At 42.0% G+C, this 19,707-nt stretch carries 16 protein-coding genes; 12 read left to right on the top strand and 4 right to left on the bottom strand.

Going from position 1 to position 19,707, the window contains the following annotated elements; translation table 11 throughout:
- Window positions 1–42: 42 nt before the first annotated feature.
- The 9 genes from dksA (at window position 43) to HKX39_RS00860 (ending at window position 8,866) form a co-directional block, all read left to right on the top strand.
- Window positions 43–489 carry an RNA polymerase-binding protein DksA gene (dksA, locus tag HKX39_RS00900; protein ID WP_171679433.1) on the top strand — a complete coding sequence of 149 codons (447 nt, stop codon included), beginning with the start codon at window positions 43–45 and terminating at the stop codon, window positions 487–489.
- 230 nt (window positions 490–719) lie between these two features.
- On the top strand, window positions 720–1,253 hold the full coding sequence (gene hslV, locus HKX39_RS00895) for an ATP-dependent protease subunit HslV (protein ID WP_171679432.1): 534 nt from the start codon (window positions 720–722) through the stop codon (window positions 1,251–1,253).
- A gap of 15 nt (window positions 1,254–1,268) precedes the next feature.
- Entirely contained in the window at window positions 1,269–2,603 is a 1,335-nt protein-coding gene (gene hslU, locus HKX39_RS00890) for an ATP-dependent protease ATPase subunit HslU (protein ID WP_171679431.1), read from the top strand.
- A gap of 165 nt (window positions 2,604–2,768) precedes the next feature.
- A complete protein-coding gene (locus HKX39_RS00885; RefSeq protein WP_216605029.1) occupies window positions 2,769–3,764 on the top strand; it encodes a TRAP transporter substrate-binding protein in 996 nt (331 codons plus the stop codon).
- Between the two features lie 84 nt (window positions 3,765–3,848).
- The gene (locus tag HKX39_RS00880) at window positions 3,849–4,475 is read left to right on the top strand and encodes a TRAP transporter small permease (RefSeq protein WP_171679429.1); all 627 of its coding nucleotides are present in this window, start codon (window positions 3,849–3,851) and stop codon (window positions 4,473–4,475) included.
- Window positions 4,476–4,478: 3 nt separating this feature from the next.
- Window positions 4,479–5,762, top strand: a complete 1,284-nt coding sequence (locus tag HKX39_RS00875; RefSeq protein WP_171679428.1) for a TRAP transporter large permease — start codon at window positions 4,479–4,481, stop codon at window positions 5,760–5,762.
- A 269-nt stretch (window positions 5,763–6,031) separates the two neighbouring features.
- Entirely contained in the window at window positions 6,032–6,523 is a 492-nt protein-coding gene (locus HKX39_RS00870) for a TRAP transporter small permease (protein WP_171679427.1), read from the top strand.
- A complete protein-coding gene (locus HKX39_RS00865; RefSeq protein ID WP_171679426.1) occupies window positions 6,520–7,821 on the top strand; it encodes a TRAP transporter large permease in 1,302 nt (433 codons plus the stop codon). Before HKX39_RS00870 ends, HKX39_RS00865 begins: the two co-directional genes overlap by 4 nt.
- 10 nt (window positions 7,822–7,831) lie before the next feature.
- Entirely contained in the window at window positions 7,832–8,866 is a 1,035-nt protein-coding gene (locus HKX39_RS00860; protein WP_171679425.1) for a DctP family TRAP transporter solute-binding subunit, read from the top strand.
- 141 nt (window positions 8,867–9,007) lie between these two features.
- Here the strand turns inward: HKX39_RS00860 and HKX39_RS00855 are convergent, their stop codons facing one another.
- Window positions 9,008–10,228 (bottom strand): DUF819 family protein, encoded by a 1,221-nt coding sequence (locus HKX39_RS00855; RefSeq protein ID WP_171679424.1) that lies wholly within the window; start codon window positions 10,226–10,228, stop codon window positions 9,008–9,010.
- Window positions 10,229–10,378: 150 nt separating this feature from the next.
- Here HKX39_RS00855 and hglS point away from each other — a divergent pair, with 150 nt between their 5' ends.
- Window positions 10,379–11,758, top strand: a complete 1,380-nt coding sequence (hglS, locus tag HKX39_RS00850; RefSeq protein ID WP_171679423.1) for a 2-oxoadipate dioxygenase/decarboxylase HglS — start codon at window positions 10,379–10,381, stop codon at window positions 11,756–11,758.
- Between the two features lie 79 nt (window positions 11,759–11,837).
- A complete protein-coding gene (locus HKX39_RS00845; protein ID WP_171679422.1) occupies window positions 11,838–14,762 on the top strand; it encodes an FAD-binding and (Fe-S)-binding domain-containing protein in 2,925 nt (974 codons plus the stop codon).
- A gap of 53 nt (window positions 14,763–14,815) precedes the next feature.
- On the opposite strand, the gene HKX39_RS00840 is transcribed toward HKX39_RS00845, so the two are convergent.
- Genes HKX39_RS00840 through HKX39_RS00830 form a run of 3 tightly spaced genes read right to left on the bottom strand, consistent with a single transcriptional unit; the run spans window position 14,816 to window position 18,032 of the window.
- Entirely contained in the window at window positions 14,816–16,309 is a 1,494-nt protein-coding gene (locus HKX39_RS00840) for a protein adenylyltransferase SelO (RefSeq protein WP_171679421.1), read from the bottom strand.
- Window positions 16,309–17,517, bottom strand: coding sequence for an MFS transporter (locus tag HKX39_RS00835; RefSeq protein ID WP_171679420.1), 1,209 nt, complete (start codon window positions 17,515–17,517; stop codon window positions 16,309–16,311). Before HKX39_RS00835 ends, HKX39_RS00840 begins: the two co-directional genes overlap by 1 nt.
- An 11-nt stretch (window positions 17,518–17,528) precedes the next feature.
- Complete coding sequence (locus HKX39_RS00830) at window positions 17,529–18,032, bottom strand: acyl-CoA thioesterase (RefSeq protein ID WP_171679419.1); 504 nt, start codon at window positions 18,030–18,032, stop codon at window positions 17,529–17,531.
- A 73-nt stretch (window positions 18,033–18,105) separates the two neighbouring features.
- On the opposite strand from HKX39_RS00830, the gene msrAB reads away from it, so the two are divergent.
- Window positions 18,106–19,644 (top strand): bifunctional peptide-methionine (S)-S-oxide reductase MsrA/peptide-methionine (R)-S-oxide reductase MsrB, encoded by a 1,539-nt coding sequence (gene msrAB / locus HKX39_RS00825; protein WP_171679418.1) that lies wholly within the window; start codon window positions 18,106–18,108, stop codon window positions 19,642–19,644.
- The last annotated feature ends 63 nt before the right edge of the window (window positions 19,645–19,707 follow it).

Below are 19,707 nucleotides of genomic sequence, written 5' to 3'. Positions count from 1 at the left end.
CTGTCCTATCAACCTTTTATGTAGCATCTAGGAGACTAGAATATGGCAAAATCATCTAAAAAAGCGACTGTCGCAGAAGAAACTCTTCTTACCGAAGAACAACTCCTAGCCATGTCAGACGATGACTATATGAACGATGCACAATTAGCATTTTTCAAAAATCGCCTAAAATTACTAGAAAACGATATTCTTAATAAAGCTAATATCACTACGGAAAATCTGCGCGAGACACAGTTTGTACCTGACCCTGCTGACCGTGCTACTATCGAAGAAGAACATGCACTTGAGCTACGCACTCGAGATCGTGAGCGTAAACTATTGAAAAAAATTCAACAGTCTTTACAACTCATTGAATCAAAAGACTACGGTTGGTGCGAAGAAACTGGTGAGCCTATTGGTTTAGGTCGTTTACTTGCTCGTCCTACAGCCACACTTTCGTTAGAAGCACAAGAGCGTCGTGAAAAACGTCAAAAGCTCTACGGCGACTAATCTCTTTTCAGATTAATCTCTTTTTGATGGTGCAGCCTTCTATATTGACAAATTCCTACGTCATGATGGAAGCCTGCACACTTTTATCGCAGTCTACATCAAGTTTCTCTTCCAATCTCCCCTATACCTTTCTTGTGTCGGCTCCACACAAGCAGAAGATCACCCCCCTCCCCCTTGAAATAGTAAACTCCATCCCCAACTAGCAAAAAAATCTTTAGGAATTTCTATTTATGGAACAATTTCACGCTACAACGATTGTTTGTGTTCGCCGCGGCAATGAAGTCGCCATTGGTGGGGATGGGCAAGTAACTCTTGGTCATGTTGTCATTAAAGGAACTGCTCGTAAAATACGTCGTCTTTACAAAGACAGCGTATTAGCTGGTTTTGCTGGTGCGACGGCCGATGCTTTTACGTTACAAGAACGTTTTGAAGCTAAACTAGAAAAACACCAAGGCCATCTCATGCGTGCAGCCGTTGAATTAACTCGCGACTGGCGCACTGACCGCGTCTTACGTCGCCTAGAAGCTATGTTAATCGTTGCGGACAAAGACCACACTTTGGTACTCACAGGCAATGGTGATGTATTAGAACCTGAACATGGTATTGCAGCGATTGGTTCTGGCGGTTCCTATGCACAGTCTGCTGCATTAGCTTTATTACAAAACACAGAGTTATCTCCTGCAGAAATCGTGAAAAAATCACTCGAAATCGCTGGTGACTTATGTATTTACACCAACCAAAATCATATTGTTGAAAAATTATAATAAAGGATAAGAATTATGAGCGACCTTAGTGTAATGACACCCAAAGAAATTGTTTCAGAGCTCGATAAGCATATTGTAGGCCAACATAAAGCCAAAAAATCTGTTGCCGTGGCGTTGCGTAATCGTTGGCGTCGACAACAAGTAGCCGAGCCACTCCGCCACGAAATTCACCCTAAAAATATTCTGATGATTGGCCCAACAGGTGTAGGTAAAACCGAAATTGCACGCCGCCTCGCTAAATTAGCTAACGCACCTTTTATTAAGGTAGAAGCCACTAAATTTACCGAAGTAGGTTATGTAGGACGTGATGTTGACACGATTATTCGTGATTTAGTGGATATTTCCGTTAAACAAACTCGTGACTTAGAAATGCGCCGTGTTCGTGCTCAAGCAGAAGATGCCGCAGAGGATCGCATTCTGGATGTCCTTGTTACACCAGCACGAGATGCACATGGCGAACCTATCCGCGAAGAAAATACGGCTCGTCAAACTTTCCGTAAACGTCTACGCGAAGGCAAAATCGACGATTTAGAAATCGAAATTGAAGTGGCACAAGCAGCACCTCAGATGGAAGTACTTGGCATGCCTGGTATGGAAGAGATGACCGAACAAATTCGAGGTCTTTTTGCGAATATGGGTAGAGAAAGCACCAAACCCAAGAAAATGACGGTAAAAAATGCGTTTAAATTACTCGTTGATGAAGAGGCTGCTAAACGCGTCAATGAAGAAGAAATTCGTAATGCTGCTATTCGCAATGCCGAACAAAATGGTATCGTATTTCTAGACGAAGTAGATAAGATTGCAAATCGCTCTGAACATGGCAGTGCTGATGTATCGCGACAAGGCGTTCAACGTGACTTATTACCTTTAGTAGAGGGAACTACCGTCAATACAAAATATGGCATGATTAAAACAGACCATATTTTATTCATCGCCTCTGGTGCATTCCATTTATCACGCCCATCAGACTTAATCCCTGAATTACAAGGTCGCTTTCCTATTCGTGTAGAGTTAGAGTCACTGACTGCTGACGACTTTGTACGTATTCTGAATGAAACAGATGCATCACTCACCAAGCAATACTCTGCTCTATTGGAAACCGAAGGTGTTGCTCTAGAGTTTACAGATGATGGTTTACATCGTCTTGCTGAACTCGCTTTTGATGTTAATGAGCGCACGGAAAATATCGGTGCTCGTCGCCTATATACCGTAATGGAAAAACTATTAGAGGACTTATCGTTTGATGCCACTTCACAAAGCGGTACAAAAGTCATCGTGAATGCAGAATATGTAAATAGCAAACTAGAGGAAACCGCAAAGAGCCAAGACTTATCGCGCTACGTTCTCTAAAGTCTGCCATTTCATCTATTCCTTAGAGCCCCCTTTATAGGGGGCATTTTTATTACCCTAGGATAAACCCTTAATTAACCACTCCACTATGTTTCCTCCCTTTTTTTGCAGTAACATTTGCACAACCTTATAGTTTATTTCATCTTTTTTAGGGGATTGACCATGATGAAAAAAGCCGTTCTAAAACTCATCTCTGTTGCTGCTCTAGGTGCATTTGCTATGAGCCCTGCTCTAGCAAACAATCCTATTGTGATTAAATTCTCTCACGTTGTTGCTGCTGATACACCCAAAGGTCAAGGTGCAGCGATGTTTAAAAAACTAGCAGAAGAGAAATTCCCTGGTCGCGTAACAGTCGAGGTATACCCAAACTCATCCCTCTATGGTGACGGTAAAGAGATGGAAGCATTATTGACAAATAACGTTCATATGCTAGCGCCTTCACTTGCTAAGTTTGACAAGTTCACCCCAAAAATCCAATTATTTGATTTACCATTCTTATTTGATGACATTAAAGCGGTAGAACGTTTCCAAGTGAGTGAAAAAGGTAAAGAGCTATTAAACTCTATGCGTGATAAAGGTATCACAGGCCTAACATACTGGAATAACGACCTCAAACAACTCTCTGCGAATAAAGCCTTACGTGTACCTACTGATGCACGTGGTCAAAAATTCCGTGTACAAGCATCAGAAGTTCTTGATGCTCAATTCAAACAAATCCTAGCAATTCCACGTAAAATGGCGTTTGCTGAGATGTACCAAGGCTTACAAACTGGGGTAGTAAACGGTGCAGAGAACCCATACTCAAATATTTACTCTCAAAAAATTCACGAAGTACAAAAGTACATCACAGAATCTAACCACGGTCTACTCTCATACATGGTAATTGTGAATACAAAATTCTGGGATGAGTTACCAGCTGATGTCCGCACTGGTTTACAAGAAGTTCTTGACCAAGTGACTGTAGAAATCAACAAAGTATCTCATGACTTTAACCTTGCCGACAAAAAGAAAATTGTTGAGGCTGGCACAACAGAAATCATTACGCTTACCGATGAAGAACGTGCTAAATGGCGTGAAGCTATGCGTCCTGTATGGAAAAAGTTTGAAGACCAAATCGGTGCTGATTTAATCTCAGCCGCAGAAGCCGCTAACAAACAATAATTTTCCATTCTTTGTCGTATAAATGGGGCAATAGGACGCTTGTGTAGCGCTTATTGCCCTTTATCGCTCAATTAAGGGTCTATTATGAAACAGCTTTCTCTGCTATGGGGAAAATTAGAAGAAATTCTAATTATTCTCTCGCTCGCATTAATGACTATCGTCACCTTTGTATATGTTGTTCTTAACAACTTATACCAACCTTTCCTCAGTCTAGCGGAAAGTTCTGAAACGCTACGTCCTATCTTAGAACCTATTGCTATTTTTATTATGACGATGGCAATGGAAATGACATGGAGTGTAGCACTGACAAAACTCTTCTTTGGAGCGCTCATTTTCCTTGGCGCATCCTATGGTGTCCGTACAGCCGGACACATCGGCATTGATATTGTTCTCAAACAATTCTCCCCTAAGGGGCGCCGTATGATTAGTATTTTTGCATGTTTACTATGTATCGGCTTTGTTAGTCTCATCGCTTACGCTAGCTTTGGATGGATTAGTGCTATGCATGCGGCTGATGTCGGCGCAGAGGATTTACATGCTTTCCACATTAAGGTATGGCATATCGGTCTGATTATTCCGGTTGGTTTTGGAATGATTCTTATCCGTTTTATTGAGATTTTAATCCGTCTATTACGTGGTCAACAGACTGATTTAGGTTTAGCTGACGAAGCCAATGACGCCTTAAAAATTAACGAAGAGCATAAGGAGTAAAAAATGTCGATTATTGTTTTATTTGCGGCACTCTTTTTCTTTATGCTGATTGGTGTGCCTATCGCTATTTCTCTTGGTCTGGCTGGCTCATTAGTGATTATTTTCTTCAGTAATGACTCACTGAGCTCAGTCGCTGTTAAGATTTTTGAAACCTCAGAGCACTACACCTTACTCGCTATTCCATTCTTCCTCCTTGCCGGTGCATTTATGACCACAGGGGGGGTAGCCAAACGTCTCATTGATTTTGCAAATGCGACCGTAGGACATATTCGTGGCGGTTTAGCCATTGCTTCTGTACTATCATGCATGCTGTTTGCGGCACTTTCTGGCTCTAGCCCTGCTACCGTAGCAGCGGTTGGCTCAATCGCTATTGCAGGTATGGTTCGTTCTGGTTACCCCATTGAATTTGGTACGGGTATTATCACCAATGCAGGAACATTAGGGATTCTCATCCCTCCTTCTGTGGTAATGGTCGTTTATGCAGCAGCGACAGAACAATCAGTGGGGCGTCTATTTATGGCTGGTGTTGTTCCTGGCTTACTTCTCGGCCTTGTCCTTATGGTGGTCATTTATGTCGTTGCTCGCAAGAAAAATCTCCCCGCTTTACCGCGTGCGACTATACGCGAATGGTTAAGTGCTGCTCGTAAAGCCCTATGGGGGCTTATCCTCATGGTTATTATTTTGGGGGGTATTTACTCAGGTGCCTTCACAGCAACTGAGGCTGCTGCCGTTGCTGCGGTTTATTCATTTATTGTAGCTGTCTTTATCTATAAAGATATTTCTTTTAAAGAGTGTCCTAAGGTAATCCTCGAGGCAGGTAAACTGAGTGTAATGCTGATGTTTATTATTGCCAATGCGATGCTATTTGCGCATGTTCTCACGACCGAGCAAATTCCACAGCAACTGACCGCCATTGTTGCCGCAATGGACTTAGCACCATGGCAGTTCCTCATCGTAGTTAACGTGGTTCTACTTGTCGCGGGTGCTTTTATGGAACCTTCTGCCATCATTCTTATCTTAGTACCTATCTTATTCCCGATTGCTATGCACTTAGGCATCGATCCAATTCATTTAGGTATTATCATGGTTGTGAATATGGAGATTGGTTTATTAACACCACCAGTCGGCCTTAACCTCTTTGTGGCATCAGCGATTACCAAGTTACCGGTGACACGCGTAATTAAAGCGACTATGCCTTGGTTAAGCATTATGTTATTGTTCTTAATCCTGATTACTTATGTTCCAGAGATTTCTCTCGGTCTACCTGATTTATTAGGTCAACGTTAATCTTCCTCATATAAGTAAAGTTAAGCAACCCTAATAAACTCAAGAACCCCGCTTGGTTTATTAGGGTTTTTCTTGGTTTTCAAGGATGACTTTCAGCGATATGATAAAAACGCTGTAGCAGTAGATTCAACAGGCACGTATAAAATAATCCACAAGATTTATTTTTCGCCAAGGTATAACCACGACCTATTCGATTCTCAATGCTCACATTTCATAAGATTAAATACTCCTCTAGTTTAGCTAGCTTGGAGACATAAGGATGTGGACAAATGTCGGATGAAACCCCTACTAAAAAGTGGTTACTTTTTGAAGATAGCTTACTCGTACTTTTTATGGCAGCACTTGCCTGTATTACGATGTGCAATGTTTTAGCACGTTACTTTACGACCTCGTCTTTTGCTTGGACAGAGGAACTCTCAATCTTTTTACTGATTTTGGTCACGATGGTAGGCTCAAGCTCTGCCTTTATTCGCTACCAACATATCCGTATTGAATTAATTATTAATAGTTGTTCATCCCAACTCAGACAACGATTAGATTGGGTGGCTAGTACTGTTTGCTTGGCCTTCTTTATTCTTTTTACGGTACTCTTTATACGCCTATGTTTGGATGAGATAGAATATGGCGACATTTCACCCGCCATTGGCGTTCCTATGTGGTATTACACCATTTTCTTACCTCTGTTTTCTCTATTAATTAGCTTACGCTTACTCCGTCAATGGTGGGAACTTAGCACAGCTATCCTTAGAGGTAAAAAATGATTGCAACGTTACTTTTTGTTTTATTTGCTGTCTTACTCATTATTGGTGTCCCTGTTGCTATTGCCTTAGGCGTATCTGGTGTTGTTGCCATTATTTTTAACAATCTAGATACACATTGGTTCGGTCTGATGAGTGTGCCTCAGAGCTTTTATGCAGGTCTATCTAAATACCCGTTGTTGGCCATCCCTATGTTTATCTTATTAGGGACAATTTTTGAGCGTTCTGGCGTTGCTCTTCGTATTGTAAATTTTGCCACCGCATTAATCGGTCGAGGTCCCGGTATGCTACCACTCATTTGCGTATGTGTGGCGATGTTTATGGGAGGCATTTCAGGGTCAGGTCCTGCCAGTGCCGCAGCAGTCGGTGGTGTGATGATTGCTGCCATGACAAGAGCGGGTTATATCCCGTCTTTTTCTGCTAGTGTCGTTGCTGCTGGTGCCGCGACCGATATTCTTATTCCTCCATCTGTTGCTTTTATTATCTATGCGATTTTAGTCCCACAGGCTTCTGTACCTGATTTATTTGTTGCTGGGATTATTCCGGGTATTCTGGCGGGTATCGGCATTATCATTCCCGCTATCTATCTCTCGCGTAAGCATAAGATGGGACAATTAGAAACTGAAATATCTCGTCCCCCTTTATGGGATAGCTTTCTAAAAGCATTCTGGGGACTTATGGCGCCCGTGGTGATTCTCGGTGGAATGCGTTTAGGCTGGTTTACACCGACAGAAGCGGCCGTTGTAGCCGTCTTTTACGGCCTCTTTGTCGGAATGGTGATTTATCGTAGCATTAGCCTTAAAGACTTGCTAGGAATTTTACGTGATTCGGCCGAACTCTCTGCTGTCATTCTATTTATTGTCACTATTTCAGGTATTTTTGCGTGGGCTTTGTCAACACTCAGTATTATTGACCCAATCACCAATGCCGTCGTGAACTCAGGACTGGGCGAATATGGCGTATTAGCCTTTATCATCGTATTACTGATTATTTTTGGTATGTTCCTAGATGGTATTTCTATCTTTTTGATTTTTATCCCTTTACTTCTCCCTATTGCTAATCACTTTGAATGGGATTTGGTATGGTTCGGCATCATTCTGACCATGATGGTGGCTATTGGTCAGTTTACACCCCCACTCGCCGTTAACCTTATGGTGTCATGCCGTATTGCCAAAGTACCCATTGAATCGACCATTCGTTGGGTACTCTGGTTAGTCCTAGGTATGCTGATTGTGTTACTCTTATTGGTGATTTTTCCAGACTTAGTCACCGCTTTACCACATTACTTCAATAAAAATTAAGGAGACTTTAATGAAAACGTTTTTACAAAAACTTTGCTTTGCCACTGGCCTCGCCATTGGGCTGACGAGTCTTGCTCCACAAGCAATGGCTCAAGCAAAATATAAAGATGAATATAAATTATCACTAGTCGTCAATACGACTTTCCCTTGGGGACAGGCAACAGTTATCTGGTCTGATTTAGTCCGTGAACGTACTAATGGTCGAATTAACTTTAAAATTTATCCAGGCACCTCTCTGGTACAAGGCGATCAAACTCGTGAATTTCCAGCTATCCGTCAAGGTGTCATTGATGTCGCTGTAGGCTCAACAATTAACTGGTCACCACAAGTCAAAGAACTTAACCTCTTTTCGATGCCCTTCCTTATGCCAGATTACCGTGCTGTAGATGCGCTCACACAAGGTGAAGTAGGCAAACGTATTTTTGAACGCATCGAAAAAGCAGGTGTCATTCCTCTCGCCTGGGGTGAAAATGGCTATCGCCAAGTCAGCAATTCAAAACACCCTATTCGTAAACCTGAGGACTTAAAAGGCTTAAAACTTCGCGTAGTCGGTTCACCTCTATATATGGATACCTTTACCGCATTAGGTGCCAACCCTGTACAAATGAGCTGGGCTGATGCTCAACCAGCACTCGCTAGTAAAGCGGTAGATGGTCAAGAAAATCCTTTATCGATTTACAATGGCTCGAAACTCTATAACGTCGGTCAAAAACATCTGACGCTATGGAACTATGTAAACGACCCTCTTATTTTTGTGGTAAATAAAGAAGTATGGAACTCTTGGACACCCGAAGACCGTGAAATCGTACGCCAAGCAGCGATTGACGCAGGTAAACAAGAAATCGAAATTGCTCGTAAAGGAACAACGGCTGAGGATAATAGTTTAATCAAAGAGATTGAAGCACAAGGGGTCGAAGTGCATACCCTAAGCAATGAGGAATATCAAGCCTTTGTGAAAGCCACAGAATCAGTCTTTAATAAGTGGAAAGAGCGTATTGGTGCTGACCTTGTCGAAAAAGCACAAGAAGATATTGCTAAACGTTAACGGTGACAGCATCTAATCTAGGCATAACATCATGTCGAATTAAAACTCGCCAAAAATCTAAATAAAACCCCCATAAGTTGGACACCACTTATGGGGGGTTTATCACTCAAAGACTACAATGTTTTAATCAGCAACTATTTCCTACATAGATCCCAATACGGCATATACCATGGCACCGATATAGTTACCAATAATGTAACCTACCGTACCAATCACTAAAATTGGACCCACGAGGTCGCGCCAACCTTGACCAATTGCTAGTGCAGCGGCTGTCGTTGGACCACCCACATTGGCATTGCAAGCAAGTGTAATCTCTTCGATACCAAATCTGAAAATCTTACCAAAGAATAATGTCACCACTAAATTGACTAATGCCACTGTCATCGTAAAGACAAATAACAACGGTGCATTGTCAATAATCAACGGAATAGACGCTGGCACACCGATCACCACAAAGAATAAATAAATACAATAAGTACCAAGCTCCTGACTACCATTCAGCTTCTCTGTGCATTTTGGAAAGAGCAACATCACTAAGAATGTGAGTGTCGTTAATAATAAGTATTTATCTGTCACCAGACCTACTAGCATAGTCACTACCACACTAGTTTCCTCGGTCACCGTCAAAATCCCTTTTAAAAATGCCGATAAGTTAAATGCGACAGCGACTAATAAAATCGCTGCACCTAAAGCAATAGCGATATTTTGTAGTGAGATTTCTTTAGGTTTCCAATAACTTGCTGCCGCATTATCGCCGTCCTCTACCACACGATGACGTTCGTTCTGGTCTTGGTAAGGACTACCCCAAAATTTACGTACGAACTGACTAGCTGGTAAAGCAATCAAGACAAAGAAATAACACGCCATCATCAGATTATCAGCGACATATGTTGCTGAAATCATCGTTGGACTGGGTTGCAATTTAGCGGTCATCGCAGCCAAATTCACGCCACCACCCGTATAAGAAGCACTGATAATAGCCGCAATTTTATCTAACTCAGGGATGTAATCTTTGAGTAAACCAAAGCCTAAGAAGACGCCTAAAACCGTACCCACCGAACTAATCAAGAATAAAAATAGTAAGCGACCGCTCTCTTTGACCAAGGCATGTAAATTCAGCTGAAAGAGTAAAAGCGGTATCGCCAATGGAACAACATATCCCCAAACAGCGTCATATACTGGAGCATCGACTGGGACTACTCCAAAATTCGACGCTGCAATGGCAATCAATAAAGCAATAACTGCTCCGGGAACTTTTGCACCTAACTTCGTCCTTTGCTCAATCAAAATTGCGGCAGCTGCTGCCAACATCACAAATGCCCATAATGCCAAATTATTATTAGCTGAAATTAAACTCTCCATACCCATTCCTTTAAATTCAAACTATGTAACAATATTTTGCACGATATTATAAAAATGTCTAGTTTTTTCAAAAAAAATCCGTCGTTTTTTATAAAAAATATTTTAGAATGACAGATGAAATAATTTTTACAAATAGGTGGAGATCTATAAATGTCTAATTTTCTTAGTCCCAATGAAATTCGCTCTCGTTTTTCAGCATTAATGTCCGATATGTATCAAAAAGAAGTCCCTCTTTATGGGGATTTAATTGATTTGGTATCAGAGGTCAATCAAGCCGTACTCACTAAGCAACCAGAATTAAAACAGCAGCTAGAACTCACCGGTGAGTTACCTCGTCTAGATTTAGAGCGTCATGGCGCGATTCGCTTAGGAACGGCACAAGAGCTGGCCACCATACGCCGTATATTTGCTGTGATGGGGATGTTTCCAGTAGGCTATTATGACTTAGCACCTGCTGGTGTGCCTGTACACTCAACCGCCTTTCGTGCTATTGATGCAGAATCACTCAATCAGAGTCCTTTTCGTATTTTTACCTCATTACTACGACTAGAACTCATTGATGACGTTAATCTACGTAATACAGCAGCAGAAATTCTTGCTAAACGCAATATTTTTACACCTAAAGCAATAGAGCTAACTGAGATTTGCGAACAACAAGGGGGACTCACCAAAGAGCAAGCTGAGCAATTTGTCAACGAAGTCCTTGAAACATTCCGTTGGCATAAAGAGGCTGCCGTCAGTAGTGAGGTCTATAAGGCTCTGCACGACCAACACCGACTCATTGCGGATGTGGTGGCATTTAAAGGCCCTCATATCAATCATCTCACCCCAAGAACATTAGATATCGATGCTGTTCAAGCAGGTATGTTAAAGCGAGGCATTCCTCCCAAAGAAATTATTGAAGGACCTCCTACCAGAAAATGCCCTATTTTATTGCGTCAAACTAGCTTTAAAGCCCTAGAGGAACAAGTGTTCTTTATCAATGAAACCGATAAAGAACTCGGTAGCCATACGGCACGCTTTGGTGAAATTGAACAGCGAGGTGTAGCTCTCACACCAAAAGGCCGTGCCCTCTATGATCAATTATTAAACCAATCTCGTCAGCTAAGTAAAGAAAAAGGTGTATCTCAAGAACCTGTTGGCTATATGGAGATTCATCAACAAGCTTTTGCCGATTTTCCCGATTCATATCAGGAATTACAAGAGCAAGGTCTTGCTTATTTCTACTATTTCGCTAAAAAAGACGCTAAAAAGCTCGATAAGCCTGTGACCTCACAAGATATTCCTAGTTTATTAACCCAAGGGATAATTGAAATTGAGCCGATTGTCTATGAGGATTTTTTACCCGTATCTGCTGCGGGTATTTTCCAATCCAATCTGGGTGATGCACAACAAAAAATGTATGATGAAGTCTCTAATAAGCAATCCTTTGAACAAGCACTCGGTACAGCCGTCTATGATGAGCTGGCACTCTATGCAGAGATACAACAATCTTCTATTGAGGCTTGTCTAAAGGCACTTAATCCTTAAACTGCTACAATGTGCAATAAGTCTTAATATGACACAAGACTTATTGCATTTTTACACTTATTGCCCTTAGATTGAAACCATGTCTACTATTAGTCCTCTCGTTCAACGCTTTCTCTCTGAACTCCGTCCGAACTTCAAAGGCGATATTGCTAGTGATGAATCCTCTCGTCTTGTTTTTTCTACAGACAATTCGATTTATCAACGTATTCCGCAAGCCATTATCTTTCCGAAAGACATCTCAGACTTGCAAGCGCTCGCTAAACTTGCTCAACAAGACAGTTTTAAGAAAGTCGTCCTTACTGCTCGTGGCGGTGGGACGGGGACAAATGGTCAATCGCTAACTGACGGTGTGATTGTGGATATGTCTCGCCATATGAATCATATCATTGCCATTGACCCAGAAAAGCGTACGGCAACCGTGCAAGCAGGTGTAGTCAAGGATCAATTGAATGCTGCCTTAAAAGAACATGGTTTATTCTTTGCGCCTGAACTCTCCACCTCAAATCGAGCTACGATTGGCGGAATGATTAATACGGACGCCAGTGGTCAAGGTAGCTGTCGTTACGGCAAAACACGCCATCATGTTTTAGGGCTAAAAACTGTCTTACTCGGTGGTGACGTACTAGAGACGGTTTCTCTTGATAAGAACAGTTGGCAAGAGGCTATTACAGATAAGTCTGATTATCAAAAATCTCTATACCTAGAACTTTTTGAATTAGCTAATAACAATACGGCACTTATTCAACAGAGTTTCCCTGAGTTAAATCGCTCTCTTACCGGTTATGATTTGCCTAATCTACTCACCGATACACAGTTTGATATGAACAGTATTCTCTGTGGTAGTGAGGGTACCTTAGGATTTATTGCTGAAGCAACACTCAATGTCCTTCCTATTCCTAAACATCAACTACTGATTAATATCGGTTACACGGATTTCCAAGCTGCATTACGTGATGCCAAAGCCCTAATGGCACGTAATCCACTTTCTATCGAGACAGTCGATGCTAAGGTACTCGGTTTAGCCAAGCAAGATATTGTCTGGAATAATGTGGCTCAATATTTCCCCGAAGCTGCAGAGCCTATCGCAGGCATCAATCTGGTTGAAATTACCTCAGATGATGAAACAGAGTTAGAACAGCTCAAACAAGCCTTCCTCTCGCATTTAGAAACAGATACTTCCGTAAAACGCTTAAGTATCACCACTGCAGTAGGACGTACTGCTGTTAATCATATTTACGCCATGCGCAAACGAGCAGTAGGTTTACTCGGCAATGTCCAAGGCGAAAAGCGCCCTCAACCTTTTGTAGAAGATACCGCTGTTCCACCAGAAAATCTTGCTGACTATATTGCCGAATTCCGTGCTTTATTGGACGGAATGGGATTGGACTATGGTATGTTTGGACATGTAGATGCAGGAGTACTGCATGTGCGCCCTCTCATTGATATGAAAGAGCCACAAGCCAAACAAATAATTCAGGATATTAGTGATAAAGTCGCTGAGCTAACCCATAAATATGGGGGTGTTCTCTGGGGTGAGCATGGTAAAGGGCTACGCTCTGCTTATGCACCGATTTTCTTTGGTGAGGCTTACCCTCTCGTCCAAAAAGTCAAAACCCTCTTTGACCCACACAATCAATTAAATCCGGGCAAAATCGCGACACCAACTAGCAATAAGGAATATGTCCTCACCCCACTCACCGAAGTAGCTTTCCGTGGCGACCGTGACCGTCAAGTAAACCAAGCTGACTGGCTCGCTTTTGGTAATGCCATGCATTGCAATGGCAACGGTGCCTGTTTTAACTATGACTTAAATGACCCAATGTGTCCATCATATAAAGTCACCCGCGACCGTGTCCACTCTCCCAAAGGGCGTGCTACCTTACTCAAAGAATGGCTACGTCGCGAAACCATCGGTGAGCAAAGCAACTCCTTTGACAAAGAGGTCTATGAGGCATTGCATGGTTGTTTGTCCTGTAAGTCTTGTGCAGGTCAATGTCCTGTCAAAGTCGATATCCCAGATGCTAAAGCACGTTTCCTAGAGCGCTATCACCAACGCAATAAACGTCAATTACGTGACTATGCATTAGCCTCTTTAGAACAAGTATTACCTTATTTATTGCCTGTCAAAGGTCTTTATAATGCTTTACAAAACATTGGCTTTGTCCGTAGTTTACAAGAACGTACGGTGCAATTAGTCGACCTACCATCTTTCCATACTGAAGCACACATCGAATGGGATAAATACGGTGCAACATTGCTTAATAAGGACCTCAGCAATTACACCCCTAGCGACAATGCCGTCGCGATTGTGCAGGATGCTTTTACCCGTTTCTTTGATAGTCAGGTACTCATCGATTTATTGCAACTCCTCAATCGCCTTGGTGCCAAGGTCTATGTCCTACCTTATTTCGCCAACGGCAAACCGCTGCATGTTCATGGATTCTTAAAACGTTTTGATAAGGTACGTCGCAATAATATTGCTCTATTGGCAAAAGCTGAATCGCTAGGCATGTCACTCATTGGTCTGGATCCTGCCATGACGCTTGTCTATCGTCAGGAATATACGAAAGCGTACTTAGATGATAAGGCACCCGCTTTAAAAGTTAATGTGCAGTTATTACAAGAGTGGCTATTAAAATGGTTAGCGAATAATCCAGTGCCAACCGTAACAACAGACAAAGTGTATCAATTAGCCGCACACTGTACTGAGCGAACACAAGTTGCCAGTACGAATAAGCAATGGCAAGATATTTTCAAGGCTTTTGGCATTAAGCTAGAAACACCTAATTTAGGCTGTTGTGGTATGGCGGGTACCTATGGTCATGAGCAAGAGCACAAAGAACTTTCTCGCGGTATTTATGAGCAATCTTGGCAAGCTGTTGTTCGTAAAAATACGGATAGCTTAGTCGCCACGGGATTCTCTTGTCGTTGCCAAGTGGCGCGTATGGAAAATCGAGAAATCAAACATCCACTACAGGTGCTATTAGCCGCCATGAATGGATAACACAAATAATAAAGGGGTAGATTACATATCTCCCCCTTTATAACTTTTCTCTCTTAACTAGAGCAACTAACGCAAATATCTCCTGCCCAGCTAGGCGGGAGTTTGGCATAGTCCATAAACTCCTCTCTTTCTTCAAAAGGTTGCTGAATACAACGATGTAAACGCTCTATCTCAGAAAAATTGCCTGTTTGCGCTTTTTCAATAGCCTCTTGCAACAAATAATTCCGTAAGATATAAATAGGATTTACTTTCCTCATCATTTGAAGACGTTCTGCATCTCCTCGCTTCTCATACCCTAAGCGTTTTGCATATAAAGCTAACCAACGATTCATATCATCCACCCGTTTTCCTACAAACAAACTCGCTAGGCGAGTCTGAGAAAACTGCACATCAAACATATGCGTCAAGCTTTCTTTGCTCACTTCACTCAGATAACGGAAAAAGAGGGTGAAATCGACTTTTAAGGTATGTAAAGTCACCATCAAATCGGCGATAAGGCTATCATCCGAATTCTCATAGGTATCTAGACCCAATTTAGCTCGCATACGTCCTTGATAAGCATCCTCAAAATAAGCTGGAAATCGATCTAAGCTCGCTACTAGTTCTTCCTTCTCTACAAATGGTAAAAAACAATTTGCTAATCGAACCAAATTCCAATGTGCAATATAAGGTTGCTGCTGATACGCATAACGTCCTTGTGTATCCGAATGATTGCAAATATGCTCCACATCAAATGCATCTAGGAAACCAAACGGCCCATAGTCAATTGTTAAGCCTAAAATAGACATATTATCGGTATTCATCACACCATGACAGAAACCTACACTTTGCCATGCAGCTACAAGCTCTGCTGTTGATTGCAACACCTTATGAAAAAGTTCAGCATAAGGATTTACAGCGGATTTCACTATTGGATAATATTCATCAATCACAAAATCCAATAAAGTTTTAAGCTGATCCATTTGACCACGATGAAAAAAATGCTCAAAGTGTCCAAAACGGATAAAACTTGGGGCAATACGCGTGACAACCGCTGCCGTTTCCACCTCCTCACGATGCACCTTTTCTGGACTTACCGTCATTGCCAGCGCTCTCGTCGTGGGAATACCTAACCCGTACATCGCCTCAGAACACAAGTACTCGCGAATAGAAGAGCGCAATACCGCACGTCCATCACCAAAACGAGAATAAGGTGTTTTACCCGCTCCCTTTAATTGCCACTCTTGATATTGACCATGACTATCTACGCTCTCGCCTAATAAAATAGCACGCCCATCACCAAGCTGACCTGCCCATACACCAAATTGATGACCACTATACACAGAGGCAAAAGGCATCACCTGATAAGCATCACTCGCCGCACTACCTGCCAACAATAGACAATGCTCATCCTGCTCAAAGAAATCCTCAGTCAAGCCAAGCTCTTTTGCCAACCCATTATTACATGCTCCCCAGCGAATAGGCGCTGTTAATGGCGTAGGCATTAGCTCGGTATAAAAGGCTTTACCTAGTTGAGCAAATCGACTGCGTTGTAATGGTAATGTCATTACCGATACCCCTCGATTAACAGACCTTTCGCCGTAAATCGCCATATTTGTAAAGCACTCAATATCCCTACGGTAATCCCCATCATACCGAGTACCAAGACAAAGTTATAGCCAGTAAAGGAATTGGCAACCAACATCCCTACTGCTCCGAGCGCAACATTGGTAAAGCTAATCGTAGACACCACCGCACCTGCATTTAGCCCCGATTGCGCCAACAGCATATCTGTCACAAAGGCACGCAAGAAACTGCTACTTAACGCGACAGGAGCAAAGCAGACTAAGAATACATAAGGTGAAGTCTGTCCAATAGAGGCTGTCAGCAAACTTGCTACCAATACGACTGCCACCGTTGTTTTTAAAATAACGGCGGGTCTAAAGCGAGGCTTGATTAAAACGTATAGCTTAGGTGCTGCAATTAGAAGCAATGAATTAAAAGCAAAGAAATAACTAAACGTTGTCTCACTAAGACCAAACCACTGAATATAAATATAGGAACTCAGCGATAAATATCCCATAAAAACAATAGTTACCATAGCTGTTGAACCCAGAAAACTCATAAATGGCTGATGACGCAACACTATGCCTAGCGAAAGGATGGATTGAAATACATTTCCCTGTAAGCGTTTTTCTGGAGGTAAGGTTTCTCGCAAACAAAATGTGAGTATGATACTGATTGTCGCAATCAAGGCGAGTACAACAAAACTTGCTTGCCAAGGAAAGACCTTAATTAAATAAGCACCTAAAATCGGGGCAATAGTAGGTCCTAATACCGTAAACATCTGCAAGGTGGCAATCATATTTGTGCGTTCTTCATTGTCAAAACTATCTTTGACAACGGCCATAGGCACAGAGACCATGCCACCAGCACCTATCGCTTGCAGCATACGTGATGCGATAAAGAACTCAATGGAAGGCGTAAAAACACACCCCAAGGAACCCAAAATATAGGTAATCAAACTAAAAAATAAAACTTTTTTACGACCGAACTTATCGCTTAATGTCCCCATAAAGAGCATACTAATCGCCATACACAAGGTAAAACCTATCAAGGTAAAACTCAGCATTTGCGGTGTTGTTGCTAACTCTTCCAAAATCAGAGGGAATGCGGCTAAATACATGTCAATCGACAAGGGTGCTGTCATTCCCAAAATCAGCAACAATAAGAACAAGCCCTTTTTCCCTAAAATGGGTTGTGTATGTGTACTCATCTCACACCACCTTAACCGCATGAAGGTGCTTGTTGCTGGTACTGTAATCGTGCTTCTTTACGGCGCTTACCCGCATCAAATCGACATTGCTTTAAGGTTGAATCAATTACGAGATTAGGTACTTCCCGCGGTTGCCCATTTTCATCAACAGCTACCATCGTAAAGTAACAACTATTGGTATGACGAACCGTCCGCTTTTGGATATTCTGTGCCTCAACACGAATCCCCACTTCCATCGACGTGCGTCCAACATAATTAACTGTAGCTAGAAATTGAACCAATTCCCCTACAAAAATAGGCTCTTTGAATAAGACTTGATCGACGGAGAGCGTTACAACATAGCCACCAGAAAAACGGCTTGCGCACGCATAGGCGACTTGGTCTAATAACTTTAAAATGGTTCCACCATGAACATTACCGGAAAAGTTGGCGGTATCGGGTGTCATCAACACACTCATGGTCAATTCAGCTTGTTCTGCTTGAGCAATCGGTCTTTCTTGGTCTAATATAGGCATATATCTTCATCTTTTAAATAAATTGACATAGATGAAATCATACTCTTATTAATCTATCTTGTGAAATTTAACGATGAATGCTTTCTTCAATCTATTACGCCATACCTTACAAGGCATCATACTGACTATTGTGTGCGCACTATCCGTCTCTGCTGCTCCATTACCGTTTTATACACAAACGACGATTGAGGGTAGGCCTGCACAAGAACTTATTAAAAAAGACCAACCCAGCCTCGTAAAGTTCTGGGCAAGTTGGTGTCCGCTTTGTCTTAGTGAGTTAGAAAGCACCGCCAATTGGCAAAAAGATAAAGACTTTGCACATGCTAATATCCTCACCGTAGCATCACCTGGCTATCTGGGAGAAAAAAAGGACTTTATTCAATGGTATCAAGGAATTACAACACCAAAGCCCTCCGTCATTATTGACCCTGAGGGTAGTCTCGCTAAACTACTTAATCTACGTGTCTATCCCTCTTGGGTAGTCCTCGATAAAAAACAACATATCGTCCGCGTCATTAAAGGTAGCTTAACCAAAGAACAAGCCTTAGCCGTCCTCTCAAATCACGAAATAGATATTCAACACATCAAGAAGGATTTTTATCAAACAGCCTCCCTAAAAAATCAAAAGGCACGCCCTATCCGTACTGAAACGATTTATTTTGCTGGCGGTTGTTTCTGGGGTGTTGAGGCCTATTTCCAACGTGTTGACGGCGTAGTAGATGCTGTATCAGGTTATGCGAATGGCAAAACTGATAACCCCTCCTATCAAGACGTCATTTATCGTCATACGGGACATGCCGAAACAGTTAAAGTCACCTATGATATTGATAAACTCACATTAGCTCAGCTATTTGAGTATTATTTTCGTATTATCGACCCAACTAGTGTAAATAAACAAGGCAATGACCGTGGCTCACAATATCGTACGGGCATCTACTATACTAACCCAGACTATGCCTCTATCGTCGCTGCCGCACTCGCTAAAGAACAAGCCAATTACAACAAGCCTATCGTTGTTGAAAATCAGCTTTTAACGCACTTTTATCCTGCGGAAGAATATCATCAAGATTATTTAATTAAAAATCCCAATGGCTATTGCCATATCGACCTTAAAAAAGCCGAAGAACCCCTTACACAAAATAAACCCAAAGGATTTGATATGAAAACCTACAAGAAACCTAGTGATGCAGAGCTACGCCAAATGCTCACACCAGAACAATATCGCATTACCCAAGAGAATGGGACAGAATATGCTTTTAGCCATAGTTACGATGAGCTCTTCGAACCTGGTCTCTATGTGGATGTCGTGAGTGGGCAACCTCTCTTTAGCTCAGATGATAAATACAACTCTCACTGCGGATGGCCTAGCTTTACTCGTCCAGTTGATGATAAGGTCATTAAAAAACTGGCGGATTATAGCCACAATATGCAACGTATCGAAGTACGTAGTCAGGCAGCAGACTCTCATCTAGGGCATGTATTTCCTGACGGCCCTAGTGACCGAGGGGGATTACGTTATTGTATCAATGGAGCAAGCTTACGTTTTATCCCTTACGCAGACCTAGAGGCTCAAGGGTATGCGGAATGGAAGGATAAGATTAAAAATAAATAAACATAAAAATGCCTGATAGATAAACTATTTCTATCAGGCATTCTGTTGGCTCGTCAGCCACTA

It is taken from the genome of Pelistega suis, from assembly GCF_013133795.1.
Lineage (GTDB): Bacteria > Pseudomonadota > Gammaproteobacteria > Burkholderiales > Burkholderiaceae_B > Taylorella > Taylorella suis.
The sequence above is the reverse complement of the archived record's forward strand: the minus strand, read 5'-3'. Positions and strand labels throughout refer to the sequence as shown.

Coding starts and splice junctions, on each gene's coding strand:
- dksA (WP_171679433.1), top strand. CDS start 43: ATGGCAAAATCATCTAAAAAAGCGACTGTCGCAGAAGAAACTCTTCTT.
- hslV (WP_171679432.1), top strand. CDS start 720: ATGGAACAATTTCACGCTACAACGATTGTTTGTGTTCGCCGCGGCAAT.
- hslU (WP_171679431.1), top strand. CDS start 1,269: ATGAGCGACCTTAGTGTAATGACACCCAAAGAAATTGTTTCAGAGCTC.
- HKX39_RS00885 (WP_216605029.1), top strand. CDS start 2,769: ATGAAAAAAGCCGTTCTAAAACTCATCTCTGTTGCTGCTCTAGGTGCA.
- HKX39_RS00880 (WP_171679429.1), top strand. CDS start 3,849: ATGAAACAGCTTTCTCTGCTATGGGGAAAATTAGAAGAAATTCTAATT.
- HKX39_RS00875 (WP_171679428.1), top strand. CDS start 4,479: ATGTCGATTATTGTTTTATTTGCGGCACTCTTTTTCTTTATGCTGATT.
- HKX39_RS00870 (WP_171679427.1), top strand. CDS start 6,032: ATGTCGGATGAAACCCCTACTAAAAAGTGGTTACTTTTTGAAGATAGC.
- HKX39_RS00865 (WP_171679426.1), top strand. CDS start 6,520: ATGATTGCAACGTTACTTTTTGTTTTATTTGCTGTCTTACTCATTATT.
- HKX39_RS00860 (WP_171679425.1), top strand. CDS start 7,832: ATGAAAACGTTTTTACAAAAACTTTGCTTTGCCACTGGCCTCGCCATT.
- HKX39_RS00855 (WP_171679424.1), bottom strand. CDS start 10,228: ATGGAGAGTTTAATTTCAGCTAATAATAATTTGGCATTATGGGCATTT.
- hglS (WP_171679423.1), top strand. CDS start 10,379: ATGTCTAATTTTCTTAGTCCCAATGAAATTCGCTCTCGTTTTTCAGCA.
- HKX39_RS00845 (WP_171679422.1), top strand. CDS start 11,838: ATGTCTACTATTAGTCCTCTCGTTCAACGCTTTCTCTCTGAACTCCGT.
- HKX39_RS00840 (WP_171679421.1), bottom strand. CDS start 16,309: ATGACATTACCATTACAACGCAGTCGATTTGCTCAACTAGGTAAAGCC.
- HKX39_RS00835 (WP_171679420.1), bottom strand. CDS start 17,517: ATGAGTACACATACACAACCCATTTTAGGGAAAAAGGGCTTGTTCTTA.
- HKX39_RS00830 (WP_171679419.1), bottom strand. CDS start 18,032: ATGCCTATATTAGACCAAGAAAGACCGATTGCTCAAGCAGAACAAGCT.
- msrAB (WP_171679418.1), top strand. CDS start 18,106: ATGAATGCTTTCTTCAATCTATTACGCCATACCTTACAAGGCATCATA.